A 13845-nucleotide genomic window follows, 5' to 3' on the forward strand; every position below is an offset into this window, starting at 1 on the left:
GCGTCACGCCCCCAGCACGGCGGCGCGCGATGCCTTGCTCGCCTTGCTGATGCTGTACTGCAGGGTCGAGGGCGTGAGGACGGCATCGAAATTCACCGGCTCCTGCGACACGCTCACCACCAGCACCGCCGTGATCGAAAAGTTCAGGCGATTGACGGAGTCGTCGCGCACATCGAGGTTGGCGCGGATGTTGCGCAGGCGCGGCTCGTGGCAGGCGATGGTCTTTTCGATGCTGGCGCAGATGGCGGCGCGGTCCGTTGGGCTGGACAGGCAGCGGTCGGCGAAATCGTTGAGCCCGTAGGTCACCATCGAGCGGCTGCATTCGGGGTAGGCCTTGAGCGCACTCTCTTCGATGCTCGAGCGCGTATTGAGCAGCGACTCGAGGTCGCGCGCGACCGCATCCTTGAGCTCGTCGATCGTCATCCGCTGCGCCGCGGTGCTGCCCCCGCGGTTCGGCACACCCAGCAGGCGGTCGAACAGTCCCGGCGTGTATCCCTTCATCAGGCTTCCCCCGAAAAACGAAATCCGATGTTGCCACGCCAAGCAGCGCCAACGTTTGATCAACTTCACATGGGTAACCCTTTCGAGAAGTTATGGTTTCTCGGTGATACGTTCCGCCAAATCCGATAAAACCTTGAGGGAAGGCAGAGACATGACCAGCAAAGTCCTTTGGGGCGAAGGCCTGTTATTGCGTCCACAGCACTTCCAGCGCCAAGACCACTACCACGAGCAATGCCTCCATAAAAGCATCAAGGCCGTGCATCCCTACGCCTGGGGGGTCGAGGCCTTGCAGGTCGACCGCGAGGCGCTGTCCAACAACATGCTGCGGCTGCTGGCACTGTCGGTGCGCTTCCAGGACGGCGAGCTGGTCGATGCGCCGGAGATCGATGCGCTGCCGGAACCGGTGGACCTGAGCCTGCTCCCGCCGTCGCAGCAGGGCATCACCTATTCCATCGCCCTGCCCGCCCTGAAACCCTTCAGCGGCAACTTCGCGCCGCCCGGGCAGGCCAACAACACGGCGCGCTTCGTGCAGGCCAACCAGGACACGCCCGACCTGTATACCCAGGCCGCGCCGGTGCAGCTGGCTTACCTGAAAAAGGCGGTGCGGCTGGTGTCGGATGGCGAGCCGCGCGATTCTTACATTCACTTTCCGCTGCTGCGGCTGCGCCGCGCCGCCACCGGTGGCTTCGAGATGGACGAGAGTTTCGTGCCGCCGACCCTGGCGGTGGGCGCCGCACCGGTGCTGTACCAGCAGCTGCGCCGCCTGCTCGACGCGCTGCAGGCCAAGACGGCCGCGCTGTACGGGCACCAGCGCGAGCCGAGCCGCAACGTAGTGGAATTCCGCTCGGGGGACATGTCCTCGTTCTGGCTGCTGCACACGGCCAGCTCCGCGTATGCGACGCTGACCCACCACTTCCACCATCCGGCGCTGCATCCGGAGCGCCTGTACGAGCAGTTGCTCGACGTGGCGGGTGGCTTGATGACGTTTTCCAAGAGCTGGACGCTGGGCGACTTGCCGCCCTACCAGCACGGCGACCCGGGGCCAGCCTTCGCCAAGCTGCACGCGATCATCCGCGAGCTGCTCGATACGGTGATCTCGTCGAAGTATTTCGCGATCGCGCTCAACGAAGTGCGGCCTTCGTACCACATCGGCGTGCTCGATTCCGGCAAGATCGACGAGAAGACCACCTTCTACATTGCGGTGGTGGCGGCGATGCCCGCGGTGGAACTGGTGGACGTGGTGCCGCTGCGCTTCAAGATCGGCGCACCGGACGATGTCGAGAAGTTCGTGCTCTCGGCCCTGCCGGGGGTGCGCCTGCAATATGCGCCGCAGCTGCCGGCCGCGGTGCCGGTGCGGCCCGAGACCTGTTATTTCGTGCTCGAAGCGAAAGGGCCGATGTACGAGCGCATGCTCAAGGCGCAATCGATCTCGATCTATGTCCCGGCCGGCTTGAAAGAGCTGCGCCTGGAACTGCTGGCCGTGGCTGCATGAGGCCGGATTTTGCCGCCCTGGGCGCCGCCCTGGGCGTGTTCGGCACGGGCCTGAGCCAGCATGCGCGGCTGATCACCCTGGCCAGTGCCCAGGCTAGCCGCCTGCCCGAGTCACTGGTGGCGGAAGGCTTCAGCGGACGCGAGGCCGTCAACGAATTGTTCGCGTTCGACGTCGATGCGCTCAGCACGTCGACCGACCTCGACCTGGGTGTGTTCATTGGCGAAGAGCTGAGCATCGGCCTGCTGCAGCCCGATGGCAGCCGGCGCATGTGGCATGGCCTGTGTACCGCGGCGTCCTGGCTCGGCGCGGATGGCGGCGTGGCGCGTTATCGCCTGCGGCTGGAACCCGCGCTGGCCATGCTGGGCCTGCGCCGCGACAGCTACCTCTTCCAGGACAAGACTGTCCGCGACATCGCCTGTGAATTACTTGCGGATTATCCACAGGTGCGTTTTGATTTTGACATCACCCAGGAGCTGCTGCCGCGGGCGGTCTGCACGCAATACCGCGAGAGCGACCTGGATTTTTTCACGCGCCTGCTGGCCTCGGAAGGCTTGAGCTGGCGCTTCGAGCACGACCAGGCGGATGATGCAGAAGAAGGCGCGCATGGGCAGGCCAGGCACCGGCTGCTGGTGTTCGACAGCAGGGCGGCGGCGCCCGCGATGCCGGGCGGGGACGTGCTGCGCTTCCATGGCGTGCGCGCGACCGAGCTTGACGATGCGATCGACGGCTTCCGGGCGCGCCGGACGGTTGCGGCGAATGCCGTCACGATCAGCAGCTGGGATCCTGCGCAACTGCTGGCGCCTTCCTGCGAGCATGCGAGCGCGCTCGATGCGGGGGAGCTGCCGTCGCTGCCGGTCTATGACGGCAGCGGCGAACGCATCGCAAGCGAGCGCGGCGCGGCGGATACGCACAGCGAATTGATACTGCAAGCGCTGGAGCTCGACAACAAGGTGTTCGAGGGAACGGGCGCGGTGCGCAGGCTGGCGGCGGGACATGCCTTCCAGCTGACCCAGCACGACCGCTATGCGGATGGCGCCAACTTGTTCAAGGTGCTGTCGGTGCGGCATGAGGCGCGCAATAATTTCCAGACCGGCATCGCCGGCGACGGTGCAGTCCGTGTCGAGAACGGCAGCTACCGCAATGTGTTCGCCTGTGCGCGCGAGGTAGTGCCGCTGGTTCCGCGCCTGACGGCGGCGCCGCACCGGATCACGGCGCCCGGGCCGCAATGCGCACTGGTCGTCGGGCTGGCCGATGCGGTGTCGACCACCAACCGCGATCACCAGGTACGGGTCCAGTTTGCCTGGCAGCGCGGGGTGCGTCCGAACCCCGGCGGCGCGGCGCACAACACGGACGACAAAGGCTGCGCACCGGGCAACGAGACCTCGGGGACCTGGGTGCGGGTCGCCGAAGCGCTGGCCGGGCCCAACTGGGGCACGGTATTCACGCCCCGCATCGGGACCGAAGTGCTGGTCGATTTCATCGAAGGCGATATCGACCGGCCCGTCGTCGTCGCGCAGCTGTACAACGGCACCGATTTGCCGCCCTTCTCCGCCGGCGTCGATTCCGGCGCCAACCACGCCGGGGCGCTATCCGGGATCCATACCCGCAATCTTGATGGCAGCGGCTACAACCAGTGGCAGATCGACGATACGAGCGGCCAGGTGCGCATGCGGCTGGCCACCAGCCTCGCCGCCACCCAGCTGAACCTCGGCTACCTGATCCACCAGGAGCCGGGCACGGCCCAGCGCGGCGCATATCGCGGCAGCGGCTTCGAGCTGCGCACCGATGCCTGGGCGGTGATCCGGGGCGGCGAAGGCGTGCTGCTGTCGACGCGCGCCCGTCCTGCGATGGGGAGCGGCGTGAGCTCGACGCAGATGGACGTGGCGGAAGCGGTGGCGCAATTCAAGAGCGCGCAGGAACTGGTTACCACGCTGGGCGAGGCGGCGGAGGCGCAGCAGGCGCTGTTCAGCAAGGATGCGGCTAAGGCGCAGGCGGAGTTCATCGAGCAGATCGATCCGCAGGCCAAGGGCAAATATGAGGGGCCGGTAAATGGGCAGGCGGCGCTCAAGGCGAAGGCAGGATCGCGCGAGCTCGATCCATCGCAGCCTGTGGAGAAGTTCGGTTCTCCCATCGTGCTGATGGATTCGGCGGCCGGCATCAACTGGGCCACGCCCGCCTCGACCGTGCTGTATGCGGGTAAGCACCTGCACTGGACTTCGCAGTCGGACGTGCACATGACGGCGGGGCACACGTTTTCAGCGGTGGCGGGCGGGGCCGCGAGTTTCTTTACGCATTCGGGCGGGATCCAGGCGATCGCGGCGAACGGGCCGGTGTCGATGCAGGCGCATACGGATGAGCTGGAGATCCTGGCGGACAAGGAGATCACGGTGATCTCGGTGAATGACTGCATCGAGATCAAGGCCAAGGAAAAGATCGTGCTGCAGGCGGGACAGTCGTCGATCACGCTGGAGGGTGGGGATATTACGTTTGCGTGTCCGGGGACGTTTTCGGTGAAGGGGGGGCAGCATGTTTTCGAAGCTGGAGCGAGTACTGCTGCGCAGCTTTCGAATCTTCCTGATAGCAGACCTAAAATTTGCAAAGAACAGTTTCGGGCGGTCGACGAGGTGACTGGTCTTCCTATAGCGGACGTGTCCTACAAAATCGTCCTTCAAGACGGAACAGCCGTTAACGGCCGTACAGATCATGACGGCAAAACCCAAACAGTCATGACAGCCGAGCCTACCAAATTAACAGTGCATTGGGGTATTGAAAGCACTGATTTTTATCATGAAGTAAATCATGATGAGAGGTGTTGAATGAAAAGCGGGCAAACGGCACAAACCCAATTAAACAAAGATACCTTCACAGACGTTCCTGTGAAAGCTAAACGCAAAGTCACCTACAGATTCAACATAGTATCTCATCCAAAACTTAACCTTCCTTATGCGGTTACAGTGAACGGTCGCATACCAGATATTTATAAAGGTAAACCGAGAAAATTAGACACGGAAAGTGGATTTATAGTAATAGAGAATGTTTCTCCTGGCGAGAAAGTTTCGCTATATCTCAACAGCGATTCTTACCCTAACTATAGAAATCACCCTGTATATTCTGTGACGCCAACGGATAGTGATGTACTTGTTATCGTCACGGAAAAAAAAGGGAAGCATACCGATACCGACACACCAATAAAATCAATAGAAAACGCAGTTTCCGAAAAAAACAAAAAAATTGAAACACTCGTTGCCCCGTTGACTGGTGATATCTGGATGCGCCTATCGCACAAATATACTGTACTAGAAATCGAAAATTTAATTCCTGCCGATACAAATCCGAGCGTCAAATTAGCCGTCAAGAGTATCTACGACGGACTGTCACAACCCAACCTTAAAATTTCTATTGCAGCGCCGAATTCCGCTCCCCAGCTAGTTACGTTATATTTTAACGACGCAGACAATGCACGAAAAAATATCACCAGCTTCGATTTTCTTACCGATATCCTTACACGAGTGCATCCTGCTGCTTATGCAGCAGCTATTCAGGCCGCACTGGAAGCAGGCATAGCAGTTTTAAGGATTACATCAACATGGCGGCCAATGGAAGGATCGATAGCGCATCGCGCTGGACTAGGGCTAGACGTCAACGTTATCAACGATATCAGATTAAACAGACAAGAACTCACGAAGTCCAAAGCAATCGACACAGCCAACGTCAGCCAAAGTGAAAAAGAGCTGTTCGTGAAATTAACTGAAAAGAAAACTGCGAGAGACATTGCAGCACAAAAACTGGCACAGGCACAATCTGAACTGCGAAATGCAAAAAGTAATCCAGGACTTTTAATTTCGGCAAAACAAAATCTGCAGGGCGTTGAACAAGTGCACAAAATAGCAGTAGATGAACAGAAAAAGGCGGAAATCGCGTGGGGCCTCGAGAGAGACATGAATGAACCGGATGATATTCGACGCTTTCGGTCTGCACTCATCAAGTCGCAAAGCGTCACTCAGATTTATGACCCTTGGTTCATGGACGACAATACGCGCGACAACGTAGATCCTTCAGCAAATTTTCAAAAGACAAAAAACGAGATAACTCATGCTCACCATTTGCACATCACGGTTCGCGATGCGAGAATACTATGAAAAAGCTTAAGCATCTTAAACATGCGATGATTCTTCTTGCTTCGACAATATACCCTATGAGTGCTTATTCACAAGATTCCAACGCTGATTATCCACCAATAAATATACAAGGCCTCGAATATGCAAATGCTTGCAGCCCTGACGAAAAAAAAGATTTGCGGAGATTATTATTTCAGAAAAAAATCAAAGACGCAGGAACAGCATGGGAGCTGATAGATTTATTGCTTTGCGCACCATTTACAAATGAAAATTCAAAAAAAATGCAAAATGCTACCTTTAAAAAAATTAGAATGGAACTAGAGGGAACCGGCGAAGCTGGTCCATCCATCAAAATGAGATATATAAACCCGGCACTAGTTGAAGCACTTCTTGCTAAGAAGGAGGCATGGGACGCAAGCCTGTCCGTATCGGATGAGATTATAAAAGTGCACTATTTCGGAAATGAATATTGTGTACAAGAGCGCGTCATAAAATATTCAAAAAGAAAATGGAAACTTTTTTCGTATGGGCAAGCATGCGATTGAATCGTTAAGTAGGCTTTATAAGCTATCAATTTTTTACAAAAATTTAACAATAACTCTTTTAAGGAATACTCATGGCAGGCCCATTGATAACGATGGGGGATAAGACATCCCATGGCGGAACGGTCATTGAAGCGTCCCCACATAGCGACACCGGCGGCAAGGGAATTGCGCGGATCGGTGATAAAACCTCCTGTCCAGCCCATGGTTCCAATCCCATCGTCAGCGGCGACATGACCTTGATCATCGACGGCAAACCGGCAGCGCGCCACGGCGACAAGACTGCCTGCGGCGCCGTCCTCATCGCAGGCCAACAAGCAACCATCGACAAACTCTAATCGACAAACATGACCACTACCACCACCACGGCTCCGGCGCGCCTGAACGCCGAATGGCTCAAGGTTAGTGCAATCATCCTGACCACCTTCGTCGTCTGCTGGACGATCGTGGTCTGGTACTGGAATACGACCGAGCACAATCCCGGCACACGCGACCTGGTGCTGGCGCTGGTGATCTTGCCGGCGGGCCTGCTCTTGGCATTCTGGGGTGGGCGCAAGGTCCTCGCTGCCCGGGTGGCGCTGCCTGCTGCCAGTGCTTCCAAACCGGCCTCATCTGCACCGGCCAATGCGTCGATGACGGCCCCGGTACTGGCCATCGTCGCAACGGCCTTGCGTTCGCCACATGGCGCGTCAGCCGACGAACTCGCCAGCGCCATCGCCGACAACGACGCGCGTGCCGACCTGGATAAGGAGCTGGTCGATGACAATGGGTTCCCGGTCATGACTGCACGCACCGACAATGCGCTCCACGAAGCATTGCAGGACGAGATCGCCGAATGGCTGTCCGGCCAGGGAATGCGCTTGCACCTCAGCGACGAGCAATGGCGCGCGCTAATCCTGGCCACTAACGTGGCGGGGGAACTGGCCAGCCTGGCGTCCGGTAACCTGATGCCGGCCGAGGGAAAGCCGCCGCTGCTCCAGCTGAAGCTGCTGCTGCCGCAGGACTGGAGTGTCGAACTTCAACGTGCGGCAACGATGTGGCTCAAGCACACGGTGAGCCAGTACGGCTGGCCGGAAGCCAGCATTGCCGTCCCGGACGCGACTGCACAAGACATGCACACGACACCGGCAGCCACTCTCTCGCAGCTGATGTCCACGCCATCGACCCACAGCGCACCCACGGTAGCAATCGTCATCGCCTGCGCCTCCCTGATTGGCCAGGAAAGCATCGACCGCCTGGCTGCGAATTCCTCCCTGTTCACCTCGTCACAATCACGTGGCCAGATCCCGGGGGAAGGCGCGGCAGGCCTGTTGTTGACGGACCTGCAGCAGGCGCAAGCATGCGGTTCAGGGTTCGCACTGCTCGGCCCGGTCGACGAGCGGCGCCGCGACACTTCCGCCGACGACACCAAGCGCGTCGACGCCACCATGCTGCTGGACATGGCCGAGCAAGCCTGCAAGGCAAGCGCTATCGATGCCTCCCAAGTCGCCATGGTCGTCGCCGACACCGTCCACCGCCCCAACCGTGTGTTGGAGCTGATGGGATTGGGCGCGCCGGCGCTGCCGCAGGTCGATGCCGCCGACGATATCGTGCGCATTGGCCTGGGTCTGGGAAGCTGCGGCGCCGTGCCGTTTATCACGGCACTCGCGCTGGCCCAGCACTATGCGCTCGAACGCGGCGCGCCGGTCTTCTGCATCGGCAACGAGGACCCGTTCCTGCGCAGCGTCACGCTGGTGCGCCCCCCAGCCTAGGCGGCGAGGCGACTGCCGGGCATTCAGGCGTCCAGGGAACTCACCACCAGCTTGCGCTTGCCGTTCGCCGACAGCGGGATGTCATTTTCTTCCTGCAGCGAGATGTCAAAAAAGCCGCCCCACCTGCGCAACTGGGCATCGAGCACGAAGCTGCGCTGTTCGTCGTTGAGGCTGCCGTGGCGCGGCACCACCGCCAGCGTGATCTCCCCCGCCTTGCGCTGCCGGATCTGGTACAGGCGCACGAAGTCCCAGGTGACTTCGTCGATCACGATCGACAGCCCCGGAATCCGCTTGCCGCTGCGGTCGACCAGGAATTCGTGCCCGCGGCCGTCGATGCCCGCGCAGCTGCCATCCGCGGCAATCAGCCCGTAATCGTTGGTGCGGTAGCGGATCAGCGGCATCACATCGTTCCACAGCGAAGTGCCGACGATTTCGGGGCGGTCGCCATCCATCCGGTTTTCCGACCAGCCATACAATGGCTGGAAGCGATAGCTCGGGGCGCCGGTCTCGTCCGCCGTCAGGAAAGCCAGGTTGGTGCGTTCCGACAGGCCGTAATTGAGCGACACCGGGCAGCGGAACAGCCGGCGGATCGACGCCAGCTGCGCCGCTGTCGCCGGCTCCGAGGCCAGCAGCACTGCCTTCACTTGCACGCCCAGCTCGCCGGCGTCGAGCAATTCGGCCAGCGCCGCGGCCGAACTCGGGTAGGCATGCACGAACTCCGGCTGGAAACGCCGGATCGCATCGCGAATCGCCGCCTGGTGCCGCTCGTGGACGTGGTAGGGCGAGAGCATCAGCCGGTTGCCCACCACCCGCGCCGGCTCTTCGTGCGCCAGGCGGCGCGCATCGGCGCCGATGCGCAGGATGCGCGACTTGTCGAACGAGAAGCCGAGCTTGCCCCACTCATGGGTAAAAAAGGCTTTCTCGATGTCGGCCAGGCGCTTGGTGCGCCACAGGCCGATACCCTGGCCGGACGAGCCGCCGCTGGTGGCGTACATCAGCTTGACCGGGTCGAGGCGGCAGTCGAGGAAGTCGCGCTGCTGCGACATGACCTCTTCCTTGGAAAGGTAGGGGAAGGCGGCAAACACCTCGCACAGGTTTTCCCTTGCCGCCTCGGCAGCGCTGAGCTTTACCGTGCGCTGGTAATAGGGAACGTGTTGCAGCGCATGGACCAGGATGTGGCGCAGCCGCAGTTCCGCGTGCCCGGCGGCGACTGCGACCTTGCCTTGGGCCAGGACGTCGAGCACGTCGAAAAAATCGGGATGGTACAGCACGCGGCTCGGGATATAGCGGCGCCACGCGTAGTAGGGCTTGGCAAGCAGGTCGTGGATCGGCACGTCGTCACCCGTTCAGTACGCGCTTGAATTCGGCGGGCGACTTATTGCCCAGCCCCAGCTTGTCGAGGGTGCGGGCTTCCGCAGAAAAATCGCGCTCCAGCAGGCCGCTGGCGATGACGATGAGGGCGTCTGCTGTCGGTGTCGGCACGTCCATCAGGCGTCCGATGGAGGACAGCAGCGCCAGGCCCATCGGCACGTCTTCGGTGATGAAGCGCGTCTGCAGGCTGGCCGGTCCTTTCGGGCCACCCTCGCGCGCATAGCGGCGGAACACGGAAATCGATGGCTGCGACAGGTCTTCTTCGTTGCGGAACCTGCATTCGTCGAAGTAGGGCGAGGGCTTGCCGCCGGTGGCTGCGATGACCGCATTCTTTTCGGCATCGAGCTTGTACAGCAGCTTGAGGACCGACGGCGTGAACGCCTCGCGGTACATCCAGAATTCGCCGTCCGCATGTTCGATGCGGCTGGCCGAGAGCAGGGTGCCGATGGTGTGCACGATGAGGTTCGGGTTGTGCATCGCCGACTCGACCACGTTGCTGCGGGTCGCGACATAGGTCGGGAACAGGCGGGTGGCGCGTTGCAGTCCTTCGGCGGCGCGTTCGCGCGGCAGGAAGGCCAGCGCGTTGCGCGTATTGCGGAACAGGACGTTGACGACGCCTGGTTCGAGGATGCGTGCGTCATAGGGCAGGCTTTCGCCCTCCGCCAGCAGGAAGCCGGTCTTTTCCTGGTAAGGGAGGAAGTAGCAGGAACCCATGTAGCCGGGCGCCAGCAGCACCAGCTGGTGGGATTGCAGGTAGGGGCCGACCAGCGCGGCGATGTCGGCGTGGCGCTGGGTCTGGGTGGTGATGATGATGGCGTCCGGCGTGACGGCGAAGGCTTCGCCGGCGTCGCGGGTGGCCAGCGCCAGCGAGGCGGTGCTGGCCTCGCCGCCTTTGGGGTTGCTGATGATCCGGACCGTGCGCGTCTCGCACAGGCGATTGAAATTCTGGTCATGCAGCGAGTGCGAGGTTTTCAGCAGGGCGACCCGGTGCCCGTCCTGCGCAAGGATGGCGCCCAGCGCGCAGCCTGCGTTGCCTGCACCTACCATTAATACGTTCATGCGTCCTCCATTCGACAGGATGAAAGAACGTCGCGCAAAAGCTTCCCCGGAGAAGAACACAGTGCCTCTCCGCGTCACGGCACCAATTGAAGATCATCAAACAAGCAGCGGCTTTAGCTTCTGATCGATAAAATCAAAATAAGTTTGTTCGATCGGGAAGCCAAGCGGATCCGGCCTGCGCAAAGGCGGCCATCAACGATGGCTGGTTCAGGGCGCCGCGAGCGGCAGGCGGATGGCGAAGGTGGCGCCCTGGCCGCGTCCGGCGCTGCTGACACTCAGCGTGCCACCGTGCAGCTCGACGATGCGGCGCGCGATGTACAGGCCCAGGCCGAGGCCGGTGGCGTTGTTGTGCTGCTGCAGCCGGAAGGCGCCGAAGACGTGCGGCAGGTCGTCCGCTTCGATGCCCTGGCCGGAGTCGGCGATGTCGATCCCGACCGTGCCGTCGAGGCGCCGGATCGTCATGCGAATCACGCCGCCCGCGGGCGTGAACTTGACGGCATTGAACAGCAGGTTCCACACCACCTGCTGCAGGCGGCGGCCGTCGGCCTCGAAGCGGATCGCGTCGCCATGGTCGCTGGGCGTGACCAGCATGCGCACCTGCTTCGCATGGGCATGGGTTTCCACGGTCGAGATGGCGTCGCGCAAGACCTGGCCCAGCACGATCGGGGCGCGTTCGATCGACATCTGTCCCGTCAGGGTGCGCGCCGCGTCGATCAGGTCGTCCACCATGGCCGCTTCCTGGCGCACGTGCACGCGCATCGATTCGAGCCCGCTGACGGCTTTTTCGGGCAGGTCGGGAATCGTGCGCAACATCAGTTCGATGCGCATCGACAAGGCCGACAGCGGCGTGCGCATCTCGTGCGAGACGGTGGCCAGGAAAAGTTCGCGGGTGCGGTTGACGCGGGTCAGGTCATCGATGGCTTCGCGCTGGCGGTCGAGCGTGCTCGACAGCGTGTGCAGCAGGGCGGCATAGGTCGCCATGCGCTGGTCGGACACCGGCGCGTCCAGCCTGGCCTCGTTCCACAGCAGGTGGCCGGCCAGCCCGACCTGTCTGGCAATACGTTCGCAGGCCAGCGGCGAGCTGAAGTCGGCAAAGCGCCAGCCGAACACCAGCACGCCATAGACCTCGCCGTGCAGGAGCAGCGGCTGGGCGCAGACGCGGAAGCCTTCGAATTGTCCGGATGCCGGCGTACCCTGGGCGCACACGGTGTCCACCAGCGTGCGCTCGAGCGCGGTACCGGGTCCGTCCCCGGCCCACAGGCTCGAGCGTTCCCGGAGGAGCCTGGCCAGGGGCGACGACGCCAGCGGGCCGATGCGGCGGGTACCGGTGGTGTCGTAGGCCGACGTGACCAGGCCCGTCGCTTCGGTGAACTGCCGCAGCGGCGTGTGCCAGTCGTCCCAGTCGACGGGTGACTTGTCCGGCAGTTCGACCGTGATCACTGCGGTTTTTCGGTCGGCAGGCGTGCCGAATCGGGCAGCGGGGCGCCATTCGCGACGGCCTCCTCCACTGCCGGGCTCTGGCGCGACGGGGAACGCGACAGCAGGCCATAGTAGGACGAGAACGGCAACTGCGGCACGGCCTGGGTGTCGGTCTCGGTTTCATCCACCAGGAGCAGGCCGCCCACACCGATCGTATACTCGCGCGTGACCTGCAGGTTGCGGCTGCCGCGCACTTTGGGGACGGCCAGCGCCCGCCTCAACACGGTGGAAATCTCCACGTAGTTGAGCAGGATGATGTTGTCGACCAGGTGCGACCCTTTGAGTTCCTCGCTGATCTGCGACACGCCCAGCAGTTCCGGACTTTCGTAGTTGAACAGCGTCGTCGCCAGGCGGTTCTTGAAGAAGCTGGCCAATGCATACAGGTAATCGGCGATCTCTTCGCGGCTGGTCATTTCGTAGACGGCGATCGAGTCGAAGACCACGCAATCGATCCCTTCTTCCTCGACCAGCTTGACGATGCGGTCGAAGTGCACGTCGAGTTCGAGTTCCAGCGGCGACTCATAATGGATGAACAAGTCTTTGGCGTCGACCAGCGACTGCAGGTCGAAACCGAGCGACTTGGCGTTGCGGATCAGCTGGCGGGGATGTTCGTCCAGGCTCACCAGGAGCGTCTTGCGGCCGGTCTTGATGGCGTTGGTCAGGAACTGCACCGAGAGCACGGTCTTGCCGGTGCCGGAAATGCCGCTCACCAGGGTGACCGAGCCCTTGTAGATGCCGCCGTCCATCATGCGGTCGATGGCGGGCGAGCCGGTCGACAGGCGTTCTTCCGAGGTTGGCTGGTCGGGGGATGCGACCGGGCGCGACTGGGCGCGGCGATACACGTGCACGCCCACCTGCGGCTCGATGCGCATGGTGTGGCTGCCGCCGATGAAATCCTGGCCACGCGACTTCATCACGTTCAGGCGGCGGCTCACACGGCGCCGGTGCTCCTCGCGGGTGAGCGAAATGATGGTGTCGAACACGAAGCGCTCGTGCGCGAACACACCGCCCAGCGTCTCGTCTTTTTCAGCGGTGACCATGGTGGTCACACCCAGGCGCGTCAAGCCTTCGATCAGCAGGTGCACGTCTTCGCGGAAGGGCATGTCGTTGGCCTCGGCGTACAGGCGCAGCGGCGTCAAGCCGTCGATCAGGAGGCGCTTGGCGCCCATCGCCACCAGCGCGGCGGCGAAGGCGCCATCGTCGCTGCGGAACTCGCTCAGCAGCACGGCCGGGCTGGTCTGGATGATCTTGATCTTGCCGGCATCGATCTTGCCCTGCAGGTCCCAGTCGAAACCGGCGGCGTCGCGCAGCAGTTTGGCGGGATCGAGTTCGAACGAGACGATGGCGCCCGGCTCGTCATGGTCGACGGCGCCGTGGTAGATGAAACCCAGCCCGAGGGTGGTCTTGCCCGAGCCGGGAGGCCCTTCCACGATCAGGTTGTTATTGCGGGGAATCCCACCGTGCAGTACTTCATCGAGGCCGGCAATACCGGTCTTCACCAACTCGTTCATCGCCCCACCCTTTTCAAATGT

Annotated in this window: 11 protein-coding genes; 6 read left to right on the forward strand and 5 right to left on the reverse strand. The window is 61.7% G+C overall.

Annotated elements, in window-relative coordinates; genetic code table 11:
- Positions 1–3 precede the first annotated feature (3 nt).
- The gene (gene tssE, locus BM031_RS00465; protein WP_091869594.1) at positions 4–501 is read right to left on the reverse strand and encodes a type VI secretion system baseplate subunit TssE; all 498 of its coding nucleotides are present in this window, start codon (positions 499–501) and stop codon (positions 4–6) included.
- Between the two features lie 151 nt (positions 502–652).
- On the opposite strand from tssE, the gene tssK reads away from it, so the two are divergent.
- The 6 genes from tssK to BM031_RS00490 all read left to right on the forward strand — a co-directional run bounded on the left by tssK (position 653) and on the right by BM031_RS00490 (position 8404).
- Positions 653–1993, forward strand: coding sequence for a type VI secretion system baseplate subunit TssK (tssK, locus tag BM031_RS00470; RefSeq protein ID WP_091869597.1), 1341 nt, complete (start codon positions 653–655; stop codon positions 1991–1993).
- The gene (locus tag BM031_RS00475) at positions 1990–4809 is read left to right on the forward strand and encodes a type VI secretion system Vgr family protein (protein ID WP_091869600.1); all 2820 of its coding nucleotides are present in this window, start codon (positions 1990–1992) and stop codon (positions 4807–4809) included. The genes tssK and BM031_RS00475 overlap by 4 nt, the downstream gene beginning before the upstream one ends.
- Positions 4810–6132 (forward strand): hypothetical protein, encoded by a 1323-nt coding sequence (locus tag BM031_RS25825; protein ID WP_229408340.1) that lies wholly within the window; start codon positions 4810–4812, stop codon positions 6130–6132.
- On the forward strand, positions 6129–6656 hold the full coding sequence (locus BM031_RS24885; RefSeq protein ID WP_143084485.1) for a hypothetical protein: 528 nt from the start codon (positions 6129–6131) through the stop codon (positions 6654–6656). Before BM031_RS25825 ends, BM031_RS24885 begins: the two co-directional genes overlap by 4 nt.
- Positions 6657–6727: 71 nt before the next feature.
- Complete coding sequence (locus BM031_RS00485) at positions 6728–6991, forward strand: PAAR domain-containing protein (protein WP_091869603.1); 264 nt, start codon at positions 6728–6730, stop codon at positions 6989–6991.
- Positions 6992–7000: 9 nt separating this feature from the next.
- A complete protein-coding gene (locus BM031_RS00490) occupies positions 7001–8404 on the forward strand; it encodes a hypothetical protein (RefSeq protein ID WP_091869606.1) in 1404 nt (467 codons plus the stop codon).
- A 23-nt stretch (positions 8405–8427) separates the two neighbouring features.
- Here BM031_RS00490 and BM031_RS00495 read toward each other — a convergent pair whose 3' ends face one another.
- The 4 genes from BM031_RS00495 to BM031_RS00510 form a co-directional block, all read right to left on the reverse strand.
- A complete protein-coding gene (locus BM031_RS00495; RefSeq protein ID WP_091869609.1) occupies positions 8428–9738 on the reverse strand; it encodes a phenylacetate--CoA ligase family protein in 1311 nt (436 codons plus the stop codon).
- Positions 9739–9742: 4 nt separating this feature from the next.
- Positions 9743–10834: an NAD/NADP-dependent octopine/nopaline dehydrogenase family protein gene (locus BM031_RS00500; protein ID WP_091869612.1), complete on the reverse strand. Its 1092-nt coding sequence runs from the start codon at positions 10832–10834 to the stop codon at positions 9743–9745.
- A 207-nt stretch (positions 10835–11041) separates the two neighbouring features.
- Positions 11042–12274 carry a sensor histidine kinase gene (locus BM031_RS00505; protein WP_091869615.1) on the reverse strand — a complete coding sequence of 411 codons (1233 nt, stop codon included), beginning with the start codon at positions 12272–12274 and terminating at the stop codon, positions 11042–11044.
- Positions 12271–13824 (reverse strand): DUF7125 family protein, encoded by a 1554-nt coding sequence (locus tag BM031_RS00510; RefSeq protein ID WP_091869618.1) that lies wholly within the window; start codon positions 13822–13824, stop codon positions 12271–12273. Before BM031_RS00510 ends, BM031_RS00505 begins: the two co-directional genes overlap by 4 nt.
- Positions 13825–13845: the final 21 nt, after the last annotated feature.

This window comes from Massilia yuzhufengensis (assembly GCF_900112225.1).
Lineage (GTDB): Bacteria > Pseudomonadota > Gammaproteobacteria > Burkholderiales > Burkholderiaceae_D > Telluria > Telluria yuzhufengensis.

What these genes read in the sequence shown, in the direction of transcription:
- BM031_RS00485 (WP_091869603.1), top strand. Translation starts at nt 6,728, where the DNA reads ATGGCAGGCCCATTGATAACGATGGGGGATAAGACATCCCATGGCGGA.
- tssE (WP_091869594.1), bottom strand. Translation starts at nt 501, where the DNA reads ATGAAGGGATACACGCCGGGACTGTTCGACCGCCTGCTGGGTGTGCCG.
- BM031_RS24885 (WP_143084485.1), top strand. Translation starts at nt 6,129, where the DNA reads ATGAAAAAGCTTAAGCATCTTAAACATGCGATGATTCTTCTTGCTTCG.
- BM031_RS00500 (WP_091869612.1), bottom strand. Translation starts at nt 10,834, where the DNA reads ATGAACGTATTAATGGTAGGTGCAGGCAACGCAGGCTGCGCGCTGGGC.
- BM031_RS00475 (WP_091869600.1), top strand. Translation starts at nt 1,990, where the DNA reads ATGAGGCCGGATTTTGCCGCCCTGGGCGCCGCCCTGGGCGTGTTCGGC.
- BM031_RS25825 (WP_229408340.1), top strand. Translation starts at nt 4,810, where the DNA reads ATGAAAAGCGGGCAAACGGCACAAACCCAATTAAACAAAGATACCTTC.
- BM031_RS00510 (WP_091869618.1), bottom strand. Translation starts at nt 13,824, where the DNA reads ATGAACGAGTTGGTGAAGACCGGTATTGCCGGCCTCGATGAAGTACTG.
- tssK (WP_091869597.1), top strand. Translation starts at nt 653, where the DNA reads ATGACCAGCAAAGTCCTTTGGGGCGAAGGCCTGTTATTGCGTCCACAG.
- BM031_RS00490 (WP_091869606.1), top strand. Translation starts at nt 7,001, where the DNA reads ATGACCACTACCACCACCACGGCTCCGGCGCGCCTGAACGCCGAATGG.